Source organism: Brevibacterium sp. CT2-23B, assembly GCF_013168765.1.
GTDB classification, from domain to species: Bacteria; Actinomycetota; Actinomycetes; order Actinomycetales; family Brevibacteriaceae; genus Brevibacterium; species Brevibacterium sediminis.
The window spans coordinates 182,567-208,816 of sequence record NZ_JABBYK010000004.1 but is presented as its reverse complement, the minus strand read 5'-3'; the positions used below and the strand labels follow the sequence as shown (position 1 = coordinate 208,816).

The following is a 26,250-nucleotide window of genomic DNA, read 5'->3' as shown; positions in this document are numbered from 1 at the left end:
AAGTGACGATGCCCGTGCCCGCGATTCGACCCGCCTCCACCTCGACGTCTCCGACATTGGCGGTCCGCCGGCGCCGATTGCCGGCACTGACCTTCGCGTTCGCCCTCGCGCTCACCGGGTGCGGGGGAGGCTCCGCCGACGGGACCGATGCAGAACGAGCGAGTGCAGGCAGCGTCGACGACGCCTTCGGCTCCGTTGACATTGGGAAGGCCGAACGCGTGGTCGCTCTCTCCGTCTCCGATGCGGACGCTGCTCTTTCCGTAGGTGTGGTCCCCGTGGCGATGACCGAAGCTCCGGTCGAGCCCGTGATGCCGTGGGCGGAGGAGACGATCGATGAGCTCGGCGGCGACGATCCGGAGCTCTTCCACTGGTCGACCGAAGACACGATCCCCTTCGAGGACATCGCGGCGTGGGAGCCCGATCTGATCCTGGCGACCGGGACCATCATCGGCAAGGAAACACACGACCAGCTCAGCGAAATCGCGCCGACCCTGGGCACGGCCGAGGAGAATACCCCCGACAGCTGGCAGTCACAGGCCGAGCGGGTCTCGACCGTTCTCGATGCGAAAGACGAAGGGGAGGAAGCGATCGAAGCGGCGCAGACAGCGATCGACGATGCGGCAAAGGACCACCCGGACCTCACCGACAGGTCCTTCCTCGTCGGGCTCTTCCACAGCCCCGACGAGGTGGGAGTGCTGACCGATCGGGACTCGGCCACCGTCCAATTCTTCAGCGAACTCGGGCTGACGCTCGACCCCGTGGCTGACAAGATGGCCGACGGGTCGGTCCCCGACAGCCTGTCCCTGGAGAAGCTCGACGTCCTGCAGAGCGATATCCTCGTCGGCTACTTCCCCGATCCGGAGCTGCGGAAGAAGTACGACGGAGTCCCCACGTTCTCGAGCCTGCCAGCCGTTGAAGGTGGCCACTACTACCAGCCGACCGATGAGGAATGGCGCGGGCTGCGCTCCGTCTCCGCGCTCGCGCTGCCCGAGATCGTCGGCCCCATCGCAGAGAAGCTCGACACGGCGGCGGTCGGATCATGACCGGGACCAGCGCGATCAATTCGTCGGCGGAGCAGACCGGTTCGGCCTCTGCTCTGTGCACGTGGACCGAGATCGGCCCGGACGAGAGCTGGAGGCTGCAGGTGGAACTTCCGGCCACAGCCATCCCCGCCGAGGCGGTCCCCGGAGACGAGCAGGAGATCTTCGTCGACCTCAACGGAGTCACCGACCGACGGAATGTGCCCGGCGGGATCATGACCCTGCGCCCTGCCCGGGACGAGGGCGGCGACAGTGCCGACGGTGCCGACGCGACGAGGTATTCGATCGAGTTGCCGGTTCCGCGAGGGTATCGCGGGGCGCTTCGCTTCCTGCCCGTGCCACGAGGACTCCAAGTTGCCGACCGTCCGACATGGCTCGATGTCCTCGAACGGGGGTTCGTCCCCGCCGGTGACCATGATCTGCTCACGATCACGGACATGCGCAGGAAACAGGTCCTCGAGCTCGCCGCACCCGATGCCCGGCCCCTGATCTGGACCGGTGGGGACCGGCCGGCGACCGACTCCCGCAGCGGGGCAGGCGAAGGTCGGACCGACGTCGACGAACAGGTCATCACCCTCGGTTCCGCGCCGAGGCGGATCTGGACCCACCGGCCGCAGCGAGGTCCCGCCTCGGCGCCGGTGCTCGTCGTCTTCGACGGGGAGAGGTTCATCCGCGGGGGACTGCTCGCAGCGATCGACGAGCTGGTGTCCCCGCCGTCAGCGGTCATCGCCATCGACCATGCACCCGTCGTGGACGCCGGCCCCGACGAGGACGCGGCCGTCGGCCAGCGCGCCGACGACCTCGTGATGAACTCTCGGTTCTGCGACGACGTGCTCGCGCTAGTTCGTCAGATGGCGCCGGAGGTCTCGGCCCGCACGATCGTCGCGGGCGCCTCCTACGGCGGACTGGCCGCGGCGTACTTCTCCCTGCGGCACCCGGAAGCGTTCCGCGGGATCTGCCTTTCGCCGTCGTTCTGGGAATCCGACGATCAGGGGCGCAGGATCTGGGATCTCGCGCCGAGCAGCACCGACGACGGTCCGGACGGACGCGCAGGGGCGCCGGAGTCTCGGACGGTGGAAACCCGGCCGGCGACCGCCGCAGATCCGACGTTCAGTGTCGACCACGGGATCCTCGAGACTGTCATTGCGGACTCTGTCGCCGAGGCGACCGAGGAGTTCGCGGCTCGCGGCATCGACTTCGTGCCCCGACCGTTCGTGGGCGGGCACGAGTATCTGTGGTGGCGCGAACTCATGCTCGTCCGCCTGGCCGAAGTCCTGGCGGAATGACCCAAACGTCAGTCAACGTGGGTCGGGGAGCACCCGAAGTGGGGGAGCCGCCTCGGCGAGGGTTTTCTGCACCGTCGATCGATGTCGACGATCAGTCGGAATGGCGTTCGAGGAACTCGTAGACCTCGGTGTCGTCGACGCCGGGAACCGCTCCGGGCGGGACCGCGGCGAGCAGGGAGGCGTGCATGCGGGCCGACGGCAGCGCCTGATCCTCCCATTTCTCGGCCAGGTCATCCGGGGCCTGCCGGCAGCAGGACGGATCCGGGCATCCGGACTGCGAGCGGATCGGTGACTCCCGTCCTTCGAACCAGCGGACGTGGGAGAACGGGACGCCGACGCTGATGGCGTAGTCGCCGCCGGGCAGCACGCGTGCGGTGCACCAGAACGATCCGTGCGGGGTATCGGTGTACTGGTAGTAAGGGCTGAATCGGTCGGCGACACGGAAGACGGTGCGCGACGTGAAGCGCTTGCACGCGAACTGTCCCTCGATCGCGCCGAGCGGATCGGTGGGGAACGGCAGCCCGTCGTTCGAGTACGCCTTGTGGATCGTGCCGGAATTGTGGACCTTCATGAAGTGCACGGGCAGTCCGAGGTGCTCGGTGGCGAGGTTCGTGAACCGGTGGGCGGCCATCTCGTAGCCGACGCCGAACATATCGCGCAGATGCTCGACGGAGAGCACCCGCTTCTTCTTCTCCTCCTCGAGCATCGGCACGGCCGCGGACTCGGGCAGCAGGATCGCGGCCGCCAGATAGTTCGCCTCGACGCGCTGCTGGAGGAATTCGTGGAAGTCCTTCGGGGAGTCATAGCCGAGCACATGCGGAGCCAGGCTCATGAGCAGGTGCGACCGCGGATCGAAGGCGGCGTCGGCGTTGGGCAGATACAGCCGCTTGTTCGCAGTGTCCGAGATCGACCGGGTCGATTCGGGCAGGTCGGAGACGTAATGGAGACTGAAGCCGAGCTTCTCGGCGATGAGCGCCGTCTGCCGCTGTGACACCGTTCCGGATTCGTAGCCGACGAGGTCGAGCAGCTCGGCAGCAGTGGCCTCGAGGTCGGCGAAGTAGTTGTTCTTCTCCTTCATCCGATCCCGCAGCTCACGGTTGGCCCGCCTGGCCTCCTCCGGGGTGGCCGCACGCCGTTCCAGGGCCTCGCCGAGCTGGCGTTGAAGCCCCACGATCGCCTCGAGGGCATCGGCCGGCAGCGACTTGATCCGCACCTGCGGCAGGCCGAGGGCCGAGTACATGGGGGAGGCCTGATTGCGTTCGGCCTCCAACTCGAGGGCCTGTCGTTCGTCGATCGGAGCGGGGTCGATGAGCTCGGAGACATCCGTCTTCAGCGCCTTAGCAATCGCGGCCAGGAGCGTGACAGAAGTTTCTCGCTTGCCGTTCTCGATCGTCGAGATCTGCGAGGCCGCACGCCCTACTTCCTGCCCCAGCTCGTTGAGGGTCAAACCGCGCTTCTTTCGAAAAAAGCGGATTCTTCTGCCGATGCTGAGTGGGTCGGTCTGCTGCTCTTCGCTCTCGACTTCCGCGCCAACGCTGTTCAAGGCGCCTCCCTTGGTTTCTGTGTGCTGGTTCACATGGTTGAAAAACAGTATGACAGAACCGCGAAATTTCTGAAACCGGAAATATCGAGATTATTCATCCAGAAATTCAGTGCGAGAGCCCTTGCGGCCCCCGCAGACTGGATACATCAACAACCCCGAGAGATCGAGAAAGAGAAGGACAATGACTGAGAACACCACGCAGAACAGCTTGCACGATGCTGAAGCCATCCGCCGCGACTGGGCGACCAACGCCCGCTGGTCGGGAATCGCTCGCGACTACGAGCCCGAGGATGTCGTCAAACTGCGCGGTTCGCTGATCGAGGAGCACACGCTGGCCCGTCACGGAGCCGAGCGCCTCTGGAACCAGATCACCGCCGGCGACATCCACTCCGGTGACTACGTCAACGCCCTCGGTGCGCTGACCGGCAACCAGGCAGTCGAGCAGGTCAAAGCCGGCCTCAACGCCATCTACCTCTCCGGTTGGCAGGTCGCCGCCGACGCGAACGCCGCCGGCCAGACCTACCCCGACCAGTCGATCTACCCGGCCAACTCGGTGCCGCAGGTCGTCCGCCGCATCAACAACGCTCTGATGCGCGCCGACCAGATCGAGACCTCGGAAGGCAACAAGCAGGTCGATGACTGGTTCGCTCCGATCGTCGCTGACGCGGAAGCAGGCTTCGGCGGCACGATCAACGTCTACGAGCTCATGCGCTCGATGATCGCCGCCGGCGCAGCCGGTGTGCACTTCGAGGATCAGCTCGGATCCGAGAAGAAGTGCGGCCACCTCGGCGGCAAGGTCCTCGTTCCGACCTCGCAGCACATCCGCACCCTCAACGCCGCCCGCCTCGCGGCCGACGTCGAGAACGTGCCCAGCCTCGTCATCGCCCGCACCGACGCCGAGGCAGCCACGCTGATGACCTCGGACATCGACGAGCGCGACCAGCAGTTCGTCACCGGTGAGCGCACCGCCGAAGGCTTCTACAAGATCACGAACGGACTCGAAGCCGGCATCGCCCGCGGCCTGTCCTACGCTCCCTACGCGGATCTGCTGTGGATGGAGACCTCGACGCCCGACCTCGAAGCTGCGAAGAAGTTCGCCGAGGCGATCCACGCCGAGTACCCGGACCAGATGCTGTCCTACAACTGCTCGCCGTCGTTCAACTGGCGCAAGCACCTCGACGATGCGACCATCGCGAAGTTCCAGCGCGAGCTCGGAGCCATGGGCTACAAGTTCCAGTTCATCACCCTGGCTGGCTTCCACGCGCTCAACTACTCGATGTTCGATCTGGCTCACGGCTACGCCCGCGAACAGATGAAGGCATACGTCGACCTGCAGGAACGCGAGTTCGCAGCCGAAGAACGCGGATACACCGCGACCCGCCACCAGCGCGAGGTCGGCACCGGATACTTCGACCTGGTTTCGACCGCGGTCAACCCGGAGTCCTCGACCACCGCACTGGCCGGCTCCACCGAAACCGCTCAGTTCCACTGAGCCGCACCGGGTTCACGCCCCGCTGACCAGCGGGGATGAACCCACCCAGAACCCGGGGCGGATCGGCAGTGTTTTCACGGGGTTTACATTGTCGATCCGCTCCGTCACACCACAGACGCATCGAAACCCCGCCACGATCCCAACGCACGGCTCACGACTTACGGCAGAGCCGCCTCGGCGAGGATCACCCACAGAACCAGCCACACATTCCAGGCACACACTACGACGGGTGAGGAGAAGCCCATGTCTTACATCAAGATCAACGCGCCGCTCGAAACCGGCTTCGGCACCGTCCTTTCGGAGCCTGCTCTGACGTTCATCGCCAAGCTCCACGACGAGTTCGCCGGCACCATCTGCGACGTGCTGCGCACGCGCCGGGCCCGCGCGGCCGAGATGAACGGCGGAACCCTCCCCCGTTTCAAGCCCGAGACCGCACGCATCCGCGCCGACCGCTCCTGGTCGGTCGCCGGATCCGCCGGCGCCCCCGGCCTCGAAGACCGCCGCGTGGAGCTCACCGGCCCGGTCACCGAGGATGAGGTCGTGGCGGCACTGAACTCGCAGGCGAAGGTGTGGCTGGCCGATCTCGAAGACGCCACGAGCCCCACCTGGGCCAATGTCATCGGCGGACAGGTCAACCTCTTCCGCGCCATCCGCGGACAGCTGCCCGGCGTCAACAACGACAACCAGCCGACCATCGGACTGCGCCCCCGCGGTTGGCACCTGCCCGAGAAGCACCTGATCTACGTCGATGACAACGGCCAGGAGTTCTCGACCTCCGGTGCTCTCGTCGACTTCGGTCTGTACTTCTTCCACAACGCCCGCCACCTCATCGACAACGGCTCCGGCCCGTACTTCTACCTGCCGAAGCTCGAGTCCTCGCAGGAAGCACGCCTGTGGAACAAGGTGTTCGTCCTGGCGCAGAACATGCTGGGCATCCCGCACGGCACCATACGGGCCACCGCTCACATCGAGACGATCACCGCGGTGTTCCAGATGGAAGAGATCCTCTTCGAGCTGCGCGAGCACTGCGCAGGACTCGAAGCCGCCGGCTGGGACTACCTGTTCTCCGTGGTGAAGAACCTGCGCAACACCACCGACTACGTTCTGCCCGACCGCGAACGACTGACGATGGACCTGCCGCTGATGAAGGCCTTCACCGACCGGCTCGTGGCCACCTGCCACCGTCGCGGAGCACACGCGATCGGCACGATGTCCAACCTCATGGCCGATCACCCGGACCAGGAGTTCGTGGCCGCCGAGTTCGAGCGCATGCGAGAGGACAAGGCCCGCGAGGCCTGGCAGGGCTTCGACGGCACCTGGGTGGCCGACCCGGCTCTGGTTCCGGCGGCTCTGGCCGTGTTCGACGCCGCCCTGGGTTCGCAGCCGCACCAGCTGGAGAACAAGCGTCCCGATGTGCAGGTGACCAGCGAGAACATCCTCGACATCACCGGCCTCGAACCGGTCGTGACCGAAGAGGGTGTGCGGGTGAACATCCGCGTGGCCATCGGGTACATGAACGAATGGCTCGGCGGCAACGGGCACGTGGCTCTGGAGAACCAGCTCGAAGACGTGTCGACGGCTGAGATCTGCCGCTCGCAGATCTGGCAGTGGATCCGCCACGAGGTGACTCTGGACAACGGGCAGCAGCTGACCTCGCGTCTGGTGGAGCGCTACCTCGGCGAGGAGCTGGCCCTAATGGAGCGCACCGCCGATGATCACTTCGATGAGGCCGTGGAGATCTTCCGCGAGACGGCGCTGGGCGAGGAGTTCGCCGAGTTCCTCACCATGCCGGCCTACACCGACCACCTGGTCGACCGGGTGTCCAAGGCCAGCGAAGCCTTCGTCGCCTAACAATTGCTACCTGACGGCGGCCCAGCAACCTCGCGCGAGGTTGCTGGGCCGCCGTCAGGTAGTTTTGGGCGGGATCGTGTGGGGACTCAGCTCCAGTCCATGCCCTCGGGCGGCCACGGTTCGCCGTCCGCCTGAGCGTTGAGCTGGTAGGCGATCGCGCCGTCGATCGATTCGCGGATGATGTCAGCGTGGCCGGCGTGGCGGGCGATCTCGGTGGCCAAATGCCACAGGATCCACCGCACGGTCATAGTGAAATCGTTGGGCATCCACGGGTTGTACGGCATCGGAACTTCGGTGCCGAGGTCGGTCCCCGCGTCGTCGACTGCGGCCCTCGCGTCCTCGATCCCGTCGATGACCTTGTCGAAGATTGCGACCGCCTCGGTGATGTCGAGGTCGGGGAGAGCGGACCCGTCGAACATCGCTGTCAGCCCCAACTTCTCGTTGACCGTCCGGTAGTCGTCCTCGCCGACCTCTCTCGTCGGATCCTTGACTTGAATGAGCCAGTTATTGACCACCTGGGCTCCGTGAACGATGAGGCCGGCGATACTCAAACCACTGGCCGTCGGCGTGCTGCGGGCCTGCTCATCGGTCAGGCCCTGCGCCGTGAGCTTGAGCTGGGTGCACTGCTGGGTGAGGTAGGTGAACGCGGCGTCGGCTTCGCTCGTGACGGAAGGGGTGAAGAACGGCATGATCTCTCCTTTGCAATGTCCGCCGCGGCCGGATGGCTGAAGCGGTGATCCTATCGTCAGGTGCTATGCGGACATATACTGTCCGCATCAATAAGTCGGGCGAAAGTTTCTCATTCGGAGGTGGAATGCGGTCGGAGACGCGACTCTTGAGCCTGCTCGGACTGTTCGCATCCGGCAGGAGCTGCACTGCCCTCGAGCTCGCCGCCCGCTTCGACGTCACCCCACGTACCATCCGTCGAGATATCGCCGAGTTGCGCGATCTCGGCTACATCATCTCCTCGGCACCGGGCCTGACCGGGGGCTATCGCGCCGAATCCCGGACGATGCTGCCGCCTCTGCAGCTCGAGGCAGGCGAGGCGCTGGCCACCGCGGTCGGCCTGGCACTCCTGCGTGGGGCCGGCCTGGACACCGAACACGCGGAATCGGCGACGACAAAGCTGCAGACGATGCTCCCGGCCGCGATGCGCGCGACCGTCGCCGAAATCTCGACGGCTGTGTCTGTGTCCGAAGGCCACGCACCCGGAGTCGACATCAGCGCGGTCATCACGCTCGCCTCGGCGATCAATGCGTCGACGATCGCGACTTTCGACTATCGGAAGATGCAGCGCCATGGCGTCGACGACCCCACCGTCACCGGGCCGGCCGGCGCCCTGACCACCGACGCGTCCGGCACTGCGACTGCCGAACTGTCCGCAGGCCCGGACGACGACCACTCCTCGACGGCCCGCCGCGTTGAACCGATCCGTCTCGTCGTCTTCGGCGCGCACTGGTACCTCTTCGCGTTCGACCTCGACCGCGATGACCATCGGGTCTTCCGCCTCGACCGGATGAGCCGGGTTCACGCGACGACATTGAGCATCACCCCACGTGAGCACCCCGACGCCGAGGCGGCTGTGTCCGCAGCCGTGACCACCACCGCGTATCCGCACACCGTCGTTCTGCGCACTGCCGCCTCGGCGCGGGAAGCGAAGGAATGGTTCCCCACCCGGAGCGCCACAATCACCGAGGCGGCCGATGGGGTGCGCATCACCTGCGGATTCTGGGATCTCAGGTGGGTCGCGGCCACCCTTGCGTCCATCCCCGCCGAGATCGAAGTGCTCCACCCACCTGAGCTCATCGACGCCCTGCGCGACCACGCAGAGAGGGCGCAAGCGGTCGTCGAAGCATCAATTACTACCTGACGGCGGCCCAGCAACCTCGCGCGAGGTTGCTGGGCCGCCGTCAGGTAGTAATTGGGGCAATGGGGGTTGCGGGTTGCTGACCGAAGCGTGATCCCGAAGTGAACGAATCATGGATGAGTCCATATACTGGGGGCCATGACGATTCTCATTGGCTACCTACCCGCTCCCGAGGGTGAGGCTGCTCTGCGCGCGGGATTCGCAGAGGCCAAACTGCGGTCGAGCGCTGCCGTCGTGATCAACTCACAGCGACGAGGTGCCAGTGGAGCTCCGACCGAGATCGGTGAGGACGAGATCAAACGGATCGTCGACCTCGGCAAGGAATCGGACGTCGACGTCGAGGTGCTCCAGCCCGATCACGAAGACGATCTGCCCGGCACGCTCAACGACCTCGCCGAGGAATACGAAGCCCAGCTCATCGTCATCGGCCTGCGCAAACGCTCGGCGATCGGGAAGTTCATCCTCGGCTCGCAGGCACAGCGCATCCTCCTCGAAGCCGAGGTCCCTGTGCTGACGGCCAAGGCCTGAAACCTCGCCGAGGCGGCCCTGACCTCGGGTTCATCGCCGCGGTTGCAGCCCCCATCCCCAGGCGAGGAGCTCGGCCAACGATACGCCCTCGGCGTCACTGAGATCCGCAATCTGAGTGCGGCACGAATACCCGTCGGCAAGAACCACCTGCAGCCGGGTGTCTGCACCTGAACTCGTCGCACGCTCCGGTGACACATCGGTACCGGACCCTGTCGCACCGGTCGGCGAAGCATCGACTCCTGAACCAGTCCGAGACCCTACGCCGGCGGCCAGTCCCCGCCTGCGCAGCGCCGGCAGCAGGGCCACCTCGGCGACGGCGACCGAGGTCTCGAAATGGCCGTCTTCGACGCCGAAGTTCCCGGCCAGACCGCAGCACCCGCCGAGGAACTCCGTGTTCGCTCCGGCCCTGGCCAACAGCTCCTTATCTGCCGCGTTGCCGAAGATCGCCGACTGGTGACAATGCGGCTGCACGAGCGCTTCGATCCCGGACAGGTCCGGCAGTTCGGCGCCGATGCTCAGCAGATACTGGGCCAGAGTCTGCACCCGGTCGGCCACTCGGTGCGAGGCCTCATCGGCGACGAGTTTGAGCGAATCATCCTTGAGCGTCGCCAAACACGACGGCTCGACCCCGATGATCGGCACATCCCCGGTGGCATCGAGAGCCGTAACCGTCTCCGAGAGATTCGCCTTCGCCGCATCGAGCTGACCGGTGGAGATGAGCGGCAGCCCGCAGCACACGGTCTGATCGATCACCCGCACACGCACACCGGCCTGCTCGAGCACAGCGACGGCCGCGGCGAGGATGCGCGGAGCGAAATGGTTCGACCAGGAATCGGCGAACAGCACGACCTCAGCGTTCGGTCGCAACGAATCCGAGGCGGGCGACGACGCCTCGGCCGGCGTCTTGCCGTTCGAGTGAGACTCGGCAATCGCACGCGATTCTGGTGCCGCCTCGGCGGTGGTGGTCCACCATTTCCTGAACGTCGTGGACGCGAACTGCGGGATCGAGCGACGAACGTCGATGCCGGCCAACTTCTTCGCCAGGGTCGTCAGTCCCGGCAGCCCCGACACCCGGTTGACGACCGGTGCGAGCGGGGTGACCAGGCGGGCGAGCTGCGGAAGGAACCCGAGCGAATAGTGCTTCATCGGCCGCAGCCGTCCCTGATAGGTCTGGTGCAGGACCTCGGCCTTGTACGTGGACATGTCGGTGCCGGTCGGGCACTCGGTCCCGCAGGCCTTGCACGACAGGCACAGGTCGAGGGCTTCGTGCACCTCGGGGGAGTCCCAGCGAGGCTCGAGCAGGGGCCCGGACACCATCTCCTGCAGCACGCGTGCCCGACCCCGCGTCGAATGCCGCTCGTCCCGGGTGGCCTGATACGACGGGCACATGATGCCGCCGCCGGCGGCCGAATCCGCGCGGCACTTGCCGACTCCGGTGCACCGGTGCACGGCCGAGGCGAAACCGGCGGATTCGCCTTCATAGGCCATCGCCAGAGTGCCGGGCAGCTCCTGACGCAGTGGCAGCTGAGTCAGACGGATCGATTCGTCGAGGGCATCGGGGTCGACGATGACACCCGGATTGAGCAGATGCTGAGGATCGAAGAGGCGTTTGACCTGGGCGAACAGATCGAGCGCTGCCGGGGCGTACATGAGCCGCAGCAGTTCGGAGCGTGCCCGACCGTCCCCGTGCTCCCCGGAGACCGACCCGCCGTAGCGGGCGACGAGCTTCGTGGCCGCGACCATGAACTCGCGCATCACCTGCCCGCCGTTCGGATCCTCGAGCGGGAAGTCCACGCGCATGTGCAGGCAGCCATCACCGAAGTGCCCATAGGGAATGGCCCACAGCCCGTGCTCCTCGAGCAGGTTCATGAGGTCGTGCAGATAATCGCCGAGGTGGTCCACCGGAACCGCCGAATCCTCCCACCCCGCGTGGGCGTCGCGCCCATCGGGTGTGCGTGAGACCAGGCCGGCACCATCGGCGCGGATCGCCCACACCTCGGCGGCCGCCTGGGCGTCGAGGACCGCGGAGTCGAGTGACTTCGACTCTGAGATGAGGCGCTGGGTCTCGGCCTCGAGCTTTGCCTCGTCCTCGCCGGTGAGCTCGACGACGAGCCAGCCCGCGCCCTCCGGCAGGGGAGGGACCGCCTCGGCGCCCTTGGTGTCGATGACCCGGTCGAGCATGCGCGAATCGAGTCCTTCGCAGGCGGCGACGGGGAAGTCCTTCAGCAGCGGCGCATCGTGGGCGGCGGCGACCATGTCCGCGTAGCCGAGGACGACCGCCGAGGTGAAGCTCGGATCCTTGACCAGGCGCATCTTCGCCGCCAGGATGACACCCCAGGTGCCCTCGGTGCCGGCGAAGGCGCGCCGGACGTCGAAGCCGTTCTCCGGCAGGAGCGACTCGAGCCCGTACCCGGAGACCTGGCGGGAGAATGTGCCGAAGTTCGTGCGGATGGTGCCGAGGTTCTGTGCCACGAGTTCGTGCAGCCGCGGGAACGTCGTCGAGGCATCCGAGTCATCGAGGGTGACGACGGTGCCGTCGATGAGCATGATCTTCAGCGCCAGGATATTGTCGCCCGTGCGGCCGTAGCCCAAAGCTCGCGGGCCGCAGGCATTGTTGCCGATCATCCCGCCGATCGTGCAGCGGGTGTGGGTGGACGGGTCCGGGCCGAAGCGCAGACCGTGTGGTTTGGCCTGTCTCTGCAGGTGGGCGTGGACGCAGCCGGACTGCACCCAGGCCGACTGTTCCTCCGGGTCGAGATCGAGGACCGCGTTCATATGGAGAGAGAAGTCGAGGACGATGCCGCGGCCGATGGCATTGCCGGCGATCGATGTGCCGGCGCCACGGCTGGTGATCGGCACGCCGAGGCGGCGGGCAACGGAGAGGACCCGCGCCACTTCGTCTTCGTCGTGAGGGAAGACGATGGCGGCAGGGACGAGCCTGAAGAGCGAAGCGTCGGAGGAGTATGCGGCGCGATCGGTGTCGTCGATGCTGAAATCACGGATGCCCGCGGTGCGGAACTGTTCGGCGAGTGCGGTGGGAAGCGCTGTCTGGGACTCGTCTTCGTCGACGGTCGCCCGATTCGCTTCGCTGGGATGGGCCATAGTCGTCATGTCCGCATTGTGCCACTTGGGTTGCTGGAACATCGATACCTTCCACGGCGGGGAGTGGCGAGCGAGAGTCATCGTCGCGAACCAGCGAAAGTTATACATTCGTTATGACACATGCTCAGAACGGTGCTAGTCAGTAGCCTGAGTTCCTATATCCGGGAATTCTTGGCGTCTTGACATATTCATGGTATCTAATGGGACTACACCAATTCGTGGCAACGGGCCACTACATGAATGCAAGGGAAGAAACCATGTCTCGTCGAGCTCGTGAATTGACAGTCGACCAAGCCGCATTAGTCGGGGCGGTCCGAAAGGTCGCGCGGCAGCGATTGAAAATCAACACCGACTATGTGATGGCGATTCTGCGCGCCCGCGAAGAAGGCGCGACCTTCGGTGCGATCGCCGAGGCGGCCGGCACCTCCTCGCAAGCCGTTCAGGAGATCGTGCGCAGGCACGGACCGGTCAAGCGCAGTGAGCCGAAGGCCGGAGTCGCCGACCCCGCCTGATCCCAGAGAACACAGGGGCAGAACGGCGTTCGCCGGTCCCCTCTGTGTTCGTACTTCCCGCGCAAAGACCAGGGCGGTGATCCATACTCGATATGGATCACCGCCCTTGTGCGATTCATGGACGTCTTCTGACGATTCCGTGACCGAATCTTCGCGGAGCCGGAGGCGGGAATTCCCCGAACGAAGACAACGGGGCTGATGGGCTGAGAAAGCCTTCAGGAAAATCCTGCCCTGCGTGCGGAAATCGCTTCACGATTCGACTCTTCGACTGTTTGTGAAATATCAGATGCTGAAGTGCCCTGCCGACAACCTCAGGTGCGTTTCCAGCTCGGTGGAAAAGCCGTGCAATCGGAGTTCCCGACCTCCTTGGACGGCTTAGATACAAGAAGTACATATTCGCCGGTGTATTGCAGTCTTGTTACACGCGTCGCGGATCTGAGTGGTTCCCGGCCGGCGGCGGACACCCGGGCGAGATGCGGAGAGGGTTGTCTAGAGTGGCCGTATGAACTCCGAGCTCGAATCGCTGCCCGCTGAGATCGTCGACCACCCTCTGATCCGCATCGCCTCCGACCTCTCACTCATGGCGTGGGAGCAGATGCTCGCCTGGAGGCCGCTGCTCGGCGCGAGCCTCGACGCCAGTGTCGTCGACACGAAGACCTCGCCGAATGACCTCGTCACTCGCGCCGATGCGCAGATCGAGGCGCTTGTGCGCGGCTACCTCAACCGAGTCAGGCCTCATGACCTCATGGTCGGCGAAGAGGGTTCGGAAGCCCTTGATCCGGTCGAATTCTTCCCGGCGGACTTCCTGCTCAAACTCAACGCTTTCGATCCGGAGACCGGTGCACTCAACGAGGCTGCTGACGAGGGTCCGCGTCTGGAATGGCATGTCGACCCGATCGACGGCACCGTCAACTATGTCCGCAACATCGAACACCACGCGTTCTCCGTCGGAGTCTGCGCGGCCGCAGGTGAGGCAGATGCCGGCCTCGGACTCGGCGACTGGCAGATCGGACTCGTCGCCTCGCCGGGGTTGGATGCCACATGGCTGGCGGCTGCCGGTCGCGGTGCCTTTCGGGTCGACGGGCGCTTGGCCGACCACCGCGAGGCCGGCTCCGCCATTCCGGCGCGACGACTGCACGGGACTCCGCCCGGGCTGTCCGGCAGGCTCCTGGCCACCGGATTCGCCTATGCTCTGAGGAACCGCGGGGCCCAACTGGCCAAGCTCGACGACCTCATGACCGGCTACGACGATATCCGCCGCTGCGGATCGGCGGCACTCGACCTGTGCATGGTCGCCGAAGGTCGGGTCAACGGCTACGCCGAACGCGGACTGGGCATCTACGACTACGCCGGTGGGGCTGTCATCGTCGAAGAGGCCGGACTCAAGGTCAGTCGCGGAGGATCCGGCGGGCCGACCGCCGCGGCAGATACTGAAGAAGAGGTCGACCGCCTCATCGCCGCTATCTGATCCGAGGCCCACCGCGCACCCACCCCGCCGCGCGCCCATCCGATCTCACTTCAGATGTGATACAGATAACGTCATACTTTTTTGACTTTATTTTCAAAGCATAGGCTAAGCTTACTTTCAGTGTGCGCACACGTTTTTCTCATACGTACATTCCTGAAAGTGGGACCCCATGGTTTCGACTCGCCTTCAATTGAGCGCCCTGGCAGGCGTTGTCGCTCTGACTCTGGCCGGCTGCGGCTCGGCAGACTCCGATTCGGCTCAGGCCGAAGACTCCGGATCCACGATCGAGGTCGAGGACAACAACGGCAAGCAGACCGTCGCCTCCCCGCCGAAGTCCGTTGTCGCCACCGACAACCGCACGTTCCAGACGCTCAGCGACTGGGGCATCGAACTCAGCGGCGGCGCAGTCTCCCTGATGAGCGACGACCTCGACTACACGCAGGATGATTCCATCCTCGACCTCGGCAGCCACCGCGAACCCGACCTCGAGAAGGTCGTCGAGGCCAAGCCCGATCTCATCGTCAACGGCCAGCGATTCGCCCAGTTCCATGACGACCTGGCCAAGCTGGCCCCCGAAGCAACCGTGCTCGAACTCGATCCCCGCGACGACGAGGACTTCGATGCCGAGCTGCGCCGCCAGACCGAGGTCCTCGGCGAGGTCTTCGGCAAACAGGATGAAGCGAAGAAGCTCGTCGACGACTTCGACGCCTCCATCGAGCGCGCCCAGAAGGCCTACGACGACAGTGACAAGGCCATGGGCCTGATCACCTCGGCCGGCGACATCGGCTATGCCGCACCGTCGGTCGGCCGCACCGTCGGCCCTGTCTTCGACATCCTCGACCTCGACCCGGCCCTCGAGGTCGAAGAAGGCAGCGAAGACCACCAGGGTGACGACATCTCCGTCGAAGCCATCGCGAAGTCGAACCCCGACCTCATGATCGTCCTCGACCGCGACGCCTCCTTCGCCCCTGAAGAACGCGACGAAGGCTCGGCCCCGGCCGCCGAAGTCCTCGAAGACTCCGAAGCACTCAAGGATGTTCCTGCGATCAAGGACGACAAGATCGTCTACTTCCCTGAGGACACCTACCTCAACGAAGGCATCCAGACATACACCGAGTTCTTCAACGACTTCGCCGACAAGCTCGAAGCTCAGAAGTGATGACCCTCGCCGAAGCGGCCCGACGTCGGAACGAAACCCGACGCAACCGGACGGCTGAGTCCCCGCAGAGAACGGTCGATCCGTCCCCCAGCGGGACGGCAGTTTCGTCCGCACGTGGGGCCGCCTCGGCGAAGGCACCTCTGTTCGGATGGCCCCTGCTGTTGGGCATCGTCGGGGTCGCCATCCTCCTCGCGCTCTCGCTGCTCACTGGCGTCTACGACATCTTCGGCGGTGACGGCGGGGCCGAGATGTTCCAGATCACGCGGATCCCGCGTACGATCGCCCTCGTCCTGGCCGGCGCCGCCATGGCTATGTGCGGACTGGTCATGCAGCTGCTGACCCAGAACCGCTTCGTCGAGCCGACGACGACCGGCACCACCGAATGGGCCGGACTCGGCCTCATGCTCACCGTCATCGTCTATCCCGACGCCTCGATCGTCGCGCGAATGGTCGGCGCGATCATCGCCGCGTTCGTCGGCACCCTCGTCTTCTTCGTCTTTCTGCGTCGCGTCTCTCTGAAATCCTCGCTCATCGTACCGATCGTCGGCATCATGCTCGGCGCCGTCGTCGGCGCCGTCTCGACATTCATCGCGGTGCAGACGGATATGCTGCAGTCGCTGGGCATCTGGTTCGCCGGCAGCTTCACGTCGATCCTGCGCGGCCAGTACGAGACCCTGTGGATCGTCGCGGCCGTCGTCGTCGCCATCTTCATCCTCGCCGACCGCTTCACCGTGGCAGGGCTCGGCAAGGAGATAGCCACCAACGTCGGTCTCAACTACAACCAGATCCTGCTGCTGGGCACTGTGTTCGTGGCGATTGCGACCGGAGTGGTCACCGTCGTCGTCGGCAACCTGCCGTTCCTCGGCCTCATCGTGCCGAACATCGTCTCGCTCATCCGCGGCGACGACCTGCGCTCGAACCTGCCCTGGGTGTGCCTGCTCGGCATCGCGATCGTCACCATCTGCGACCTCATCGGCAGGATCATCGTCATGCCCTTCGAAGTGCCTGTCTCCCTCATCCTCGGCGTCGTGGGGGCTGCCGTGTTCGTCGCCCTGCTGCTGCGTCAGCGGAAGGTCGGGTGAGTTCCGGTGCGCGCGAAGGACGAATCCCCGGCTCACACCGGCACCGAGGCGGCCCACCCGACCGCGGTCACCGACGTTCCCGGTGGGGATCGTCTGAGCTCCGCGAACGAAGACAGCGGAGATCGCTCCGGTGCAGGAGTACGGGACGGTGGGCTGCCTCGGCGCGGGTCTGCCTCTGTTCGCAGGTCGTCGGGTCCGCTGCCGACGGCGAAGTCGGCGCGTCGCTACTGGACGATGATCATCGTTCTCTCGGTCGCTTCGGCGGGGATCGCTCTAGGCATCCTGGCCTGGGACAATCCGATGCCGATCACGGACCCGGGATTCTGGCTGATCGCGGAGCTGCGGCTGACGAACCTCGTCGTCATCGCCATGGTGGCGCTGTGCCAGTCGTTCGGCACGGTCGCCTTCCAGACGGTGACGAACAACCGGATCATCACGCCCTCGATCATGGGATTCGAATCCCTATACGTGGCGATCCAGACCTCGGCGATGTACTTCTTCGGCGTCACGGCGATCGTCGAACTCAAGGGACTCGTGCCCTTCGTCGTACAGCTGGTGCTCATGGTCGGGCTGTCGCTGGCACTCTACGGATGGCTGCTTTCCGGACGGCATTCCTCGGTGGCGCTCATGCTGCTCATCGGCGTGGTCATCGGCGGCGGACTCGGATCGGTGGCGACATTCATGCAGCGGACGCTGACGCCGAGCGAGTTCGACGTCCTCTCCGCCCGCCTGTTCGGGTCGATCTCGAATTCGGATTCGAGCTACCTGCCGGTATCGATCCCACTGTGCGTGCTGGCCTGCCTCGGGCTCTACCTCTGTTCCTCACGCTTGAATGTGATGGCGCTGGGACGGGACATGACGAGCAACCTGGGACTCAACTACAAGGGCGAGCTGCTCAAGGTCCTCTTCTTCGTCTCCATCCTCATGGCGGTGTCCGTGTCGATGATCGGACCGATGGTCTTCCTCGGGTTCCTCGTCGCGATGCTCGCCTACCAGTTCGCCGACACCTATGACCACAAACGTCTCTTCCCGATGGCCGCGCTCCTCGGCTTCGTGGTTCTGGGTGGGGCGTACTTCGTCATGAAGAACATCTTCTACGCCGAGGGGGTCGTGTCGATCATCATCGAGATCGTCGGCGGCGGCGCCTTCCTGCTCGTCATCCTGAGAAAGGGACGCCTGTGATCACACTCGAATCGGTCCGCAAATCCTACGACGACGAAGTCTCGATCGGGCCCGTCGATCTGCAGATCCCGGCCGGGGGAGTCACCGCCCTGGTCGGGCCGAACGGCGCCGGGAAGTCGACGCTGCTGACGATGATCGGGCGGCTGCTCGGGATGGATTCCGGTGCGATCTCGGTCGCCGGCTATGACGTCAGTTCGACGAAGTCGAAGGATCTCGCGAAGATCGTGTCCATCCTGCGCCAGGAGAATCACTTCATCACCCGGCTGACGATCCGCCAGCTCGTCGGCTTCGGGCGCTTCCCGCATTCGAAGGGGCGACTGACGACCGCCGATGAGGAGATGATCTCGCAGGCGATCGACTTCCTCGAGCTCGGGGAGTTGGAGAACCGGTTCATCGACGAGCTCTCCGGCGGGCAGCGGCAGCGGGCGTATGTGGCGATGGTGTTGGCGCAGGACACCGACTACGTGCTGCTCGATGAGCCGCTCAACAACCTCGACATGAAGCGGTCGGTGCAGATGATGCAGCACCTGCGCCGGGCCGCCGCCGAGATGGGGAGGACCATCGTCATCGTTCTCCACGACATCAACTTCGCCGGTCACTACGCCGACCACATCTGCGCGGTCAAAGACGGCGCCGTCATCGAATTCGGTGCGCCCGAGGAGATCATGACCGGTGAGGTGCTGTCCAGGGTGTTCGACACCCCCGTCGACGTCATCGACGGACCCCGCGGCCCCTTGGCGGTGTACTTCTGAGCCCAGGCCGGTCGGTGGGAACCGCTGTCCGTGTGTGAGTGCTGCTGGTAGCGGGGGCGGGGACGGCTCAGTGCGTGAGTTCTGCCCGTGCGGTGACTGGGGCGGCCGGCAGCTGCGAGCGGCCGGTGTCCTGCCCCGGCGAGGGCGGTCGCTGCGACAGGGCGCGGTAGGAGCAGGTTTTCTGCGCCGAAGGAGCGTTGAACGACGCCTCGAATGCGCGTTCATCGCCTACTGAGGCAACTTTCGGGCGCTCATCGCCTTTTGATCGAATCATCGAGTTCGAACCCGATGCATCGATCAAAAGGCGATGACGGTTCGGACGAAAGTCGATAACTGATGGCGCAAAAGGCGATTACCGGGCAGGCGCCTCCGTGGACTGAGTTCTCACCCGCGCACCAGACTCTGTGGAAGACCTGCTCGTTCAGCGACTTGCGAGAATCCAGACAGTCGGTGCGAACTTCGGTTCCAATGGGCGAACCCACCTCAGCGGTGCTCATCAGGTGCGTGAGCTCAGAAGTTCTTGTGCGGAGACGTTCATCAGCGGCCTGTGGAGAAGACCTCGACTCGACCGTCGTTGACTTGTGGACAGCGAAGCGCCGTCCACAACCCCGGCGCCAGGGGTTTTTGCGGAAGTGTGCTGATGCCGATACTCGCCAGATGAAGAATACGATCTATCGCGAAGAATTCAGTGCCGCGGGCATCTCTTCCAAAACGATCAAGAGTGCGCTGGGCTGTTGTCTGATTCGTCTTTGCCGCGGAGTGTACTCTGTGATCCGCGAGTGCCGGGTGAAAGACCACAGCCGAATTGCGGCATTTATCGGCGACGTCGACTGGATCAGCTTCCATGTCGACAAATCTCCATCCGACTTGAAGCAAGATTTCCGGTACCAGACCCAGCTCCGAGCACTTCGTATTCGCAACTATCGCTGGTATCGACCAGAGGATGTGATCGTTGGCAAGTCGGCAGCGGTCCTGCACGGAATCCCTCTGTACAAGGACGAATCGAAAGCGATAACGGTCAGACACCCGAGGAGCAATTCGCACACGAAGGAGATCATCCGCGTGAAGGGAGAGGTCCCCGCAGAGGATCAGGTGGGATTCGGTCATCTAACGGCCACCTCGGCGGTTAGGACGGCCTTGGACCTCATTCGGATTTCGGGACAACGCGAAGCTTTTGCGGCAATGGAATGGGTGCTGCGTCAGACTACGGCCGCTCAATTCCCTGGCTTCAATCCGAGGTTCGGGTATACGGAGAAGTTTCAGGCCGAGGCACGTCGAATTGTCGCGACGGCGTTCTACCCTGCGGTTGCTCGCATGCGGTCGGGCCAGGTCACCGCGCAGCGGATGGTCGAGGCGATCGATCCGTTCTCGGAGAGTCCTGCTGAGAGCAACTGCCGATTCAACCTCATCGCATTGAATCTGACGGGGTTCGAACAGCAGATCGAAGTCCGAGACGACAAAGGCTTCATAGCGCGAGTGGATTTTCTCAACGAACAGGCGCGAACGATTCTCGCGGTCGACGGAAGTGAGAAATACGTTCTGGTGGGGCCCTCGCTGATTCGGAGAGAAGGCGAACAGCACAACCGGCTTCTCAGTATGGGCTATAAGGTCATCCATCTGAGCTTCGATGACGTGCTCAGACTCAACGACTTTCGGGACAAGATCTTCACGCAAGTGCCGGAGCTGAAGCAGTTGGTCGGGCGTCCGTGACGTAGAGCTCGCGTATCGGGTTTTGTGCCGCTAGTCATCGGGTTTTGTGCAGTTGGGTATCGAGTTTTGTGCGGCGCATCGAGTTTTATCCCGATGATCTGATCAGAAAGCGATTATTCGCCGAGGAGGCCGCTGAGTTACCACGCCTCGGCGCTCGGCGAGGGAGGCTCTTCGGCTCGCGGAGGTGGGTGAAGGCGATTCCAGGCTTTCCTCAATCAGGTGAGGACGCGGAAGGCGGCGGTACTTACGGTCTGAGCTCGGCGTCTCCCGGACCTGATGGGTCCGTCCCGGGACGGCGTCTCCCGGACCCGATGGACCCGTGCCGGGGGCGTCGTTCCGGTGGTGTTCGTCACCGACCGGAACCGGCGCGTACAGCGGGCTTGACTGCCCCCGACCGATGGGTAGAGTAGCGAGCATGAGCGCATTCTCGCGGGTGAGAGGCCGAAATCCGGCATAGGAGATGTCGGTTGCGAATCGGGTCCGAACCACCCGGCACGACGCAGGCATTCCACTTCATCCGAGCGAATCGACGCTGTCCAGCCGATGTCACCGGGAGTAGCAGTGTTTCTCAGTCTGTATGAACAAGAGCGGTTGATGATCTACACCGCCGGAAAGCTTGCGCTCGAGCGCAAAGAGCGTGGTCTCAAACTCAACCTGCCCGAGGCGACCGCGATCATCACCTCGTACCTGCTCGAAGGAGCGCGCGACGGCAAGTCCGTCGCTGACCTCATGGAATCTGGCCGCCATGTGCTGGCCAAAGAAGATGTCATGGAAGGGGTTCCCGAAATGCTCACACAGGTCCAGGTGGAGGCGACGTTCCCCGACGGAACGAAGCTCGTGACGGTGACAGGACCGCTGCAATGATGAGCAACGAGAACGCCCCCGGCGAGCAGAACGAGGACATACAGCCCCTCGACGACAATCCCTTCGAGAACGTCGAGCTCCAGCCCGAGGAACGCAGCCTCGAGGCAGAACACGCCACAGACGACCCCGGCCGCGAATACGACGAGGCCGAGACCACCGTCATCGATGAACCCGGCATCGACGACGACCGCGAACGCCACCCATCCTCCGGTGAGAGCAGCCCGTCGAGCCCCCGCCGTCCCGGTTCCGGCACACGTCAGGCGCCCCGGCAGGAACACGACGCTCCGGTCACCTCGGCCGATCGCGTCATCCCCGGCGAGATATTCCTCAAGGACGAACCGGTCGAGATCAACGCCGGATTGGCTGTGACCGCGCTGCGCGTGGCCAACACCTCGGACCGTCCGATCCAGATCGGATCCCACTTCCATTTCGCCGAGGTCAACCCCGGCCTCGAGTTCGACCGTGCCCGCGCCTGGGGCAAACGCCTCAACGTGCTGTCCGGCGGCGCCATGCGCTTCGAACCCGGAGCCGATGAGGAAGTCGAACTGATCCCGATCCAGGGTGCGCGCATCGCACTGGGATTCCGCGGAGAATGCAGAGGAGAGTTGGATGGCTGAGATTTCGCGTTCGGAATACGTCGCGTCGTTCGGACCGACGGTCGGTGACCGGGTGCGCCTGGCCGATACCGACATCGTCATCGAGATCGAGAAGGACTACTGCGCAGGCGGCGACGAGGTCGTCTTCGGCGGCGGCAAGTCCGCCCGTGAGTCGATGGCGCAGTCCTCGCGCACTCGCGCCGAAGGCACCCCCGACCTCATCATCACCGGTGCGATCATCCTCGATCACTGGGGCGTCGTCAAGGCCGACGTCGGCATCCGCGACGGCAAATTCGTCGCCATCGGCAAGTCCGGCAATCCGGACACGATGAACGGTGTCCACCCGGACCTCGTCGTCGGCCCCAACACCGAGGTGGCCAGCGGCAATGGTCTGATCATGACCCCTGGCACCATCGACACCCACATCCACTTCGTCGGCCCCGACCAGTTCGAGGTCGGCCTCATGGCCGGCACCACGACGATGGTCGGCGGCGGCACCGGACCCACCGAGGGTTCGAAGGCCACCCTGGCCACGCCCGGCCCCTGGTGGCTGGCCCGGATGTTCGAGTCGATGGACCCGTGGCCGGTCAACGTCCTCTTCCTCGGCCGCGGCAACACGATGAACGAAGAGGCGCTGTACGAGCAGCTGCGCGGCGGAGCCGCCGGCTTCAAGATCCACGAGGACTGGGGTGCGACCCCGGCCGTCATCGACAAGGCCCTGTCCGTGGCCGATGACACCGGGGTGCAGGTCGCCATCCACTCGGACACGCTCAACGAGGCCGGATTCGTCGAAGACATGCTCAAAGCGGTCGCCGGCCGGACGTTCCACTCCTTCCACACCGAGGGAGCCGGCGGCGGTCACGCGCCCGACATCATCAAGATCGCCTCGGAGCTCAACGTGCTCCCGGCCTCGACGAACCCGACCCGCCCGTTCACGGTCAACACCGTCGACGAGCACCTCGACATGGTCATGGTCGCCCACCACCTCAACCCGCAGGTGCCCAACGACCTCGCCTTCGCCGAGTCCCGCGTCCGCGCCGGCACCATCGAGGCCGAGGACGTGCTCCAGGACCTCGGTGCCCTGTCGATCATGTCCTCGGACGCGCAGGCGATGGGCCGCATCGGCGAGGTCGCCATGCGCACCTGGCAGACCGCGCACCAGATGAAGAAGCTGCGCGGCCCCCTGCCCGGCGACGACCGCGCCGACAACAACCGGGCCCGCCGTTATATCGCGAAGTACACGGTCAACCCGGCCATCGCCCACGGCATCGACTCCTATGTCGGTTCGATCGAACCGGGCAAGCTCGCCGACTTCGTGCTCTGGCAGCCCTCGATGTTCGCCGTCCGCCCGCACACCGTGTTCAAGGGCGGAATGGCCGCGGTCGCCGCCCTCGGCGACCCGAACGCCTCGATCCCGACCCCGCAGCCGGTGTCCGAACGACTCGGATTCAACTATCGGACCGCCTCGGCGGCGGCCACGAGCCTTGCGTTCGTGTCCGAGCAGGCCATCGAGGACGATATCGCGGGCAAGCTCGATCGCGTCCAACGCGACTTCGTGCCGATCACCTCGACGCGCAAGGTCACGAAGGACGACATGATCGGCAACTCCGCTCGCCCCGACATCGAGGTCAACACGGACACCTACGCAGTCAAGATCGACGGGGAACTCGTCGAACACCGACCCGCCGACTTCGTGCCCATGGCCCAGCGCTACTTCTTGTTCTGAGGCAGAGCTTGAGATCTCGTTCCGCACTGCTCGTCCTCGCCGACGGGCGCCTGCCGACCGGCGGGTACGCCCATTCGGCGGGGCTCGAACAGGCCATCCGCCAAGGCTGGGTCACCGACATCGCCGGGCTGCGCGACTTCCTGCGCGGTCGCCTGCACACCACGGGGCTGATGACCGCGGCCTTCGCCGTGGCCGCGTGGAATGCCGTGGATGAGTCCATCCTCGCCGAGGCGGCCCCCGCCCGATCATCGAACGTGGAGTCGACCTCAGCATCGACCTCCGGCACGGCATCGACGACTTCCACTGCAGAGGCCCTGCTCGATCTCAACGCCGAACTCATCGCGCGCACCCCGTCCCCGGCCCTGCGCCGGATCGGAGCCTGGCTGGGCACACTGATGCTGCGGTCGATGCGCAGCATCCACCCGCACCCGCTGTTGGAGATCCTGCCCAAGGACCTGCAGCAGCCGCTCGTCTACGGGGCAGTCGGCCGGGTGCTGGGCTTGTCCGATGCCGACACGGCCGCGACCATCCTCCACGAGGCGGTCACGGGACCGGCGACCGCAGCGGTCAAGCTCATGCACATCGACCCGTTCCAGGCTCATGGAGCGATCATCGACCTCGCCGCCGACCTCGACGACGCAGCTGAGCGTGCCACCGACTTCGGCCGCGGCGACCCGGCCGAGATTCCGGCGCTGAGCGCACCGCTGTCGGACTTCGCCGCCGAACTGCACGAGGGGGACAATGTTCGACTCTTCGCTTCCTGAGACCTGGGCGCTCAACCCGACGGGCTCGGCCAGCGGCATGACCTGCCGGGCCTCGGTCGCAACATCCACGGACGGCACCGGCTCGAGTGGCCGCACCCGCTCCCGCATCGACGGACTGCGTCGCCAGGCCCCACTCGTCCCGCGCCCCACCGGAGCCAGCGGTTTCGAACCCTTTGTCGACGGCGATCCGGACATCGCCCGAGTGGCACTGACGACAGCGGCCGCCGGCCCCCTCGGCGGGGACCACTACATCTTCGACGTCCACGTCGGCGCAGGCTCGACCCTGCTGCTGCGCGAGGTCTCGGCGACCCTGGTCCTGCCCGGAGCCCACGGCGACCCCTCGCTCATGCACTGCCGCGTCACCGTCGAAGCAGGCGGCACCCTGATCTGGGTGCCCGAACCCGTCATCGCCGCCCAGGGCTGCCACCACACGCACCGCGTCGACATCGACCTCGCCGAGGATGCCCGCCTGTTCTACCGCGAAGAGCTGCTGCTCGGCCGCCACGGTGAAGAACCGGGAAGCCTGAGTTCCCGACTCAATGTTCGCCGAGGCGGCCGCGCCTTGAGCATCCAACGCTTCGACCTCGGCCCCGCCGGGAAGGGCTTCGACACCCCGTCCGTGGTCGGAGGAGCACTCGGCGTCGGTTCGGTCGTCATCGTCGAACCCGACGGGGGACTGCCGGAAGCGACCGCGATCGCCGACCCGAAATCGGCTCTGCTGCCCATCGACGACACCTGCGTGCAGGTCAACTCGCTCGGCGATGACGGGCTGGCTCTGCGCAAACGCCTCGATGCGGCACTCGCCGCTCTCGGCGAACCCTGGGGCAGGGAGACCGGCTGGTCCGCGGTGCCCCGATGACGGATACCGAGGTGACGGCCCACCGGCCGCCCACCTGGGCGAACACGGAATCGCCGGGGCCGCCTCGGCGAATCAATAGGAATCTTTCACCGCACACGACAATCAGGAGGAGAACATGAGCAACGGAAAGCGCGCACTGCGCCTGGGAATCGCCGGACCCGTCGGGACCGGCAAATCCTCGTCGATTGCGAACATCTGCACGGCCCTGGCCGATGAGTTCCGCATCGGCGTCATCACCAACGACATCTACACCGACGAGGACGCTCGCTTCCTCAAGGCCGCCGGCGTCCTGCCCGAAGAGCGCATCCGCGCCGTCGAAACCGGAGCCTGCCCGCATACCGCGATCCGCGATGACGTGAGCATGAACCTGCTCGCCGTCGAGGGACTCGAAGAGGACTTCGACCCGCTCGACATCGTCCTCGTCGAATCCGGCGGTGACAACCTCACCGCGACCTTCTCCCCGGCACTCGTCGACGCCCAGCTCTTCGTCCTCGACGTAGCCGGCGGCGGCGATGTGGCTCGCAAGGGCGGACCGGGAATCGGCCGCGCCGACCTGCTCGTGATCAACAAGATCGACCTCGGCGAGCACGTCGACGTCGACGTCGAGCAGATGCTCGCCGATGCCCGGGAGGCGCGCGAAGGCCACCCCGTCCTCGGCGTCTCCCGGAAGATCCCCGAGACCGTCGAGGCCCTGGCCGACTGGGTCCGCGAGGTCCATGCCCGCTTCGTCAAGGGCGACCACACTCCCGTCGATCCGGGCCCGATGGCTCCGCACTTCCACGCCGACGAAGACGCCGAGGGCGGCGGCTACATGCACACCCACGACGAGGGCGAAGCCGCGCACAGCCACTGATGGCACTAGCGCCG

General features: G+C 65.2%; 22 protein-coding genes. 19 read left to right on the top strand and 3 right to left on the bottom strand.

What is annotated here, in order from left to right:
- The first annotated feature begins 8 nt into the window (after window positions 1-8).
- Both HIM68_RS11930 and HIM68_RS11925 read left to right on the top strand, forming a co-directional pair.
- Window positions 9-1,043 (top strand): ABC transporter substrate-binding protein, encoded by a 1,035-nt coding sequence (locus tag HIM68_RS11930; protein WP_253903950.1) that lies wholly within the window; start codon window positions 9-11, stop codon window positions 1,041-1,043.
- Window positions 1,040-2,326: an esterase family protein gene (locus HIM68_RS11925; RefSeq protein WP_172172444.1), complete on the top strand. Its 1,287-nt coding sequence runs from the start codon at window positions 1,040-1,042 to the stop codon at window positions 2,324-2,326. The genes HIM68_RS11930 and HIM68_RS11925 overlap by 4 nt, the downstream gene beginning before the upstream one ends.
- A gap of 91 nt (window positions 2,327-2,417) precedes the next feature.
- Here HIM68_RS11925 and HIM68_RS11920 read toward each other — a convergent pair whose 3' ends face one another.
- A complete protein-coding gene (locus tag HIM68_RS11920) occupies window positions 2,418-3,773 on the bottom strand; it encodes a helix-turn-helix transcriptional regulator (RefSeq protein ID WP_248284028.1) in 1,356 nt (451 codons plus the stop codon).
- Between the two features lie 277 nt (window positions 3,774-4,050).
- Here HIM68_RS11920 and aceA point away from each other — a divergent pair, with 277 nt between their 5' ends.
- Both aceA and aceB read left to right on the top strand, forming a co-directional pair.
- Entirely contained in the window at window positions 4,051-5,361 is a 1,311-nt protein-coding gene (gene aceA / locus HIM68_RS11915) for an isocitrate lyase (protein ID WP_172172442.1), read from the top strand.
- Between the two features lie 243 nt (window positions 5,362-5,604).
- Entirely contained in the window at window positions 5,605-7,212 is a 1,608-nt protein-coding gene (gene aceB, locus HIM68_RS11910) for a malate synthase A (RefSeq protein ID WP_172172440.1), read from the top strand.
- A gap of 86 nt (window positions 7,213-7,298) precedes the next feature.
- On the opposite strand, the gene HIM68_RS11905 is transcribed toward aceB, so the two are convergent.
- Entirely contained in the window at window positions 7,299-7,901 is a 603-nt protein-coding gene (locus tag HIM68_RS11905) for a DUF664 domain-containing protein (protein WP_139469394.1), read from the bottom strand.
- 146 nt (window positions 7,902-8,047) lie between these two features.
- Here HIM68_RS11905 and HIM68_RS11900 point away from each other — a divergent pair, with 146 nt between their 5' ends.
- Together HIM68_RS11900 and HIM68_RS11895 are read left to right on the top strand one after the other, a co-directional pair.
- Window positions 8,048-9,082, top strand: coding sequence for a YafY family protein (locus HIM68_RS11900; RefSeq protein WP_253903926.1), 1,035 nt, complete (start codon window positions 8,048-8,050; stop codon window positions 9,080-9,082).
- Between the two features lie 135 nt (window positions 9,083-9,217).
- Window positions 9,218-9,607, top strand: a complete 390-nt coding sequence (locus HIM68_RS11895) for a universal stress protein (protein ID WP_101546446.1) — start codon at window positions 9,218-9,220, stop codon at window positions 9,605-9,607.
- A 30-nt stretch (window positions 9,608-9,637) separates the two neighbouring features.
- Here HIM68_RS11895 and HIM68_RS11890 read toward each other — a convergent pair whose 3' ends face one another.
- On the bottom strand, window positions 9,638-12,718 hold the full coding sequence (locus tag HIM68_RS11890) for an FAD-binding and (Fe-S)-binding domain-containing protein (protein WP_253903925.1): 3,081 nt from the start codon (window positions 12,716-12,718) through the stop codon (window positions 9,638-9,640).
- Window positions 12,719-13,044: 326 nt separating this feature from the next.
- Here HIM68_RS11890 and HIM68_RS11885 point away from each other — a divergent pair, with 326 nt between their 5' ends.
- The 13 genes from HIM68_RS11885 to ureG all read left to right on the top strand — a co-directional run bounded on the left by HIM68_RS11885 (window position 13,045) and on the right by ureG (window position 26,236).
- Window positions 13,045-13,221, top strand: coding sequence for a hypothetical protein (locus tag HIM68_RS11885; protein ID WP_172172182.1), 177 nt, complete (start codon window positions 13,045-13,047; stop codon window positions 13,219-13,221).
- Between the two features lie 502 nt (window positions 13,222-13,723).
- Window positions 13,724-14,689 carry an inositol monophosphatase family protein gene (locus tag HIM68_RS11880; protein ID WP_172172436.1) on the top strand — a complete coding sequence of 322 codons (966 nt, stop codon included), beginning with the start codon at window positions 13,724-13,726 and terminating at the stop codon, window positions 14,687-14,689.
- Window positions 14,690-14,858: 169 nt separating this feature from the next.
- A complete protein-coding gene (locus HIM68_RS11875; protein ID WP_172172434.1) occupies window positions 14,859-15,848 on the top strand; it encodes a siderophore ABC transporter substrate-binding protein in 990 nt (329 codons plus the stop codon).
- Window positions 15,848-16,930 (top strand): ABC transporter permease, encoded by a 1,083-nt coding sequence (locus HIM68_RS11870; RefSeq protein ID WP_172172432.1) that lies wholly within the window; start codon window positions 15,848-15,850, stop codon window positions 16,928-16,930. The genes HIM68_RS11875 and HIM68_RS11870 overlap by 1 nt, the downstream gene beginning before the upstream one ends.
- 153 nt (window positions 16,931-17,083) lie before the next feature.
- Window positions 17,084-18,112, top strand: coding sequence for an iron chelate uptake ABC transporter family permease subunit (locus HIM68_RS11865; protein ID WP_253903949.1), 1,029 nt, complete (start codon window positions 17,084-17,086; stop codon window positions 18,110-18,112).
- On the top strand, window positions 18,109-18,864 hold the full coding sequence (locus HIM68_RS11860) for an ABC transporter ATP-binding protein (protein ID WP_172172430.1): 756 nt from the start codon (window positions 18,109-18,111) through the stop codon (window positions 18,862-18,864). Before HIM68_RS11865 ends, HIM68_RS11860 begins: the two co-directional genes overlap by 4 nt.
- A gap of 657 nt (window positions 18,865-19,521) precedes the next feature.
- The gene (locus HIM68_RS11855) at window positions 19,522-20,574 is read left to right on the top strand and encodes an RAP domain-containing protein (RefSeq protein ID WP_172172428.1); all 1,053 of its coding nucleotides are present in this window, start codon (window positions 19,522-19,524) and stop codon (window positions 20,572-20,574) included.
- 543 nt (window positions 20,575-21,117) lie between these two features.
- Window positions 21,118-21,438 carry an urease subunit gamma gene (locus HIM68_RS11850; protein ID WP_216657116.1) on the top strand — a complete coding sequence of 107 codons (321 nt, stop codon included), beginning with the start codon at window positions 21,118-21,120 and terminating at the stop codon, window positions 21,436-21,438.
- Complete coding sequence (locus HIM68_RS11845) at window positions 21,435-22,055, top strand: urease subunit beta (RefSeq protein WP_253903924.1); 621 nt, start codon at window positions 21,435-21,437, stop codon at window positions 22,053-22,055. The genes HIM68_RS11850 and HIM68_RS11845 overlap by 4 nt, the downstream gene beginning before the upstream one ends.
- The gene (locus tag HIM68_RS11840) at window positions 22,048-23,760 is read left to right on the top strand and encodes an urease subunit alpha (RefSeq protein ID WP_172172426.1); all 1,713 of its coding nucleotides are present in this window, start codon (window positions 22,048-22,050) and stop codon (window positions 23,758-23,760) included. Before HIM68_RS11845 ends, HIM68_RS11840 begins: the two co-directional genes overlap by 8 nt.
- Window positions 23,761-23,768: 8 nt before the next feature.
- On the top strand, window positions 23,769-24,524 hold the full coding sequence (locus HIM68_RS11835) for an urease accessory protein UreF (RefSeq protein ID WP_172172424.1): 756 nt from the start codon (window positions 23,769-23,771) through the stop codon (window positions 24,522-24,524).
- Entirely contained in the window at window positions 24,502-25,383 is an 882-nt protein-coding gene (locus tag HIM68_RS11830; RefSeq protein WP_172172422.1) for an urease accessory protein UreD, read from the top strand. The genes HIM68_RS11835 and HIM68_RS11830 overlap by 23 nt, the downstream gene beginning before the upstream one ends.
- A 115-nt stretch (window positions 25,384-25,498) precedes the next feature.
- Window positions 25,499-26,236, top strand: a complete 738-nt coding sequence (gene ureG / locus HIM68_RS11825) for an urease accessory protein UreG (protein WP_139906761.1) — start codon at window positions 25,499-25,501, stop codon at window positions 26,234-26,236.
- Window positions 26,237-26,250: the final 14 nt, after the last annotated feature.

Excerpts from the sequence above, each read along its gene's own strand:
- HIM68_RS11930 (WP_253903950.1), top strand. The coding sequence starts at position 9 with ATGCCCGTGCCCGCGATTCGACCCGCCTCCACCTCGACGTCTCCGACA.
- HIM68_RS11925 (WP_172172444.1), top strand. The coding sequence starts at position 1,040 with ATGACCGGGACCAGCGCGATCAATTCGTCGGCGGAGCAGACCGGTTCG.
- aceA (WP_172172442.1), top strand. The coding sequence starts at position 4,051 with ATGACTGAGAACACCACGCAGAACAGCTTGCACGATGCTGAAGCCATC.
- aceB (WP_172172440.1), top strand. The coding sequence starts at position 5,605 with ATGTCTTACATCAAGATCAACGCGCCGCTCGAAACCGGCTTCGGCACC.
- HIM68_RS11905 (WP_139469394.1), bottom strand. The coding sequence starts at position 7,901 with ATGCCGTTCTTCACCCCTTCCGTCACGAGCGAAGCCGACGCCGCGTTC.
- HIM68_RS11895 (WP_101546446.1), top strand. The coding sequence starts at position 9,218 with ATGACGATTCTCATTGGCTACCTACCCGCTCCCGAGGGTGAGGCTGCT.
- HIM68_RS11890 (WP_253903925.1), bottom strand. The coding sequence starts at position 12,718 with ATGACGACTATGGCCCATCCCAGCGAAGCGAATCGGGCGACCGTCGAC.
- HIM68_RS11880 (WP_172172436.1), top strand. The coding sequence starts at position 13,724 with ATGAACTCCGAGCTCGAATCGCTGCCCGCTGAGATCGTCGACCACCCT.
- HIM68_RS11875 (WP_172172434.1), top strand. The coding sequence starts at position 14,859 with ATGGTTTCGACTCGCCTTCAATTGAGCGCCCTGGCAGGCGTTGTCGCT.
- HIM68_RS11870 (WP_172172432.1), top strand. The coding sequence starts at position 15,848 with ATGACCCTCGCCGAAGCGGCCCGACGTCGGAACGAAACCCGACGCAAC.
- HIM68_RS11855 (WP_172172428.1), top strand. The coding sequence starts at position 19,522 with ATGAAGAATACGATCTATCGCGAAGAATTCAGTGCCGCGGGCATCTCT.
- HIM68_RS11850 (WP_216657116.1), top strand. The coding sequence starts at position 21,118 with ATGTCACCGGGAGTAGCAGTGTTTCTCAGTCTGTATGAACAAGAGCGG.
- HIM68_RS11845 (WP_253903924.1), top strand. The coding sequence starts at position 21,435 with ATGATGAGCAACGAGAACGCCCCCGGCGAGCAGAACGAGGACATACAG.
- HIM68_RS11840 (WP_172172426.1), top strand. The coding sequence starts at position 22,048 with ATGGCTGAGATTTCGCGTTCGGAATACGTCGCGTCGTTCGGACCGACG.
- HIM68_RS11830 (WP_172172422.1), top strand. The coding sequence starts at position 24,502 with ATGTTCGACTCTTCGCTTCCTGAGACCTGGGCGCTCAACCCGACGGGC.
- ureG (WP_139906761.1), top strand. The coding sequence starts at position 25,499 with ATGAGCAACGGAAAGCGCGCACTGCGCCTGGGAATCGCCGGACCCGTC.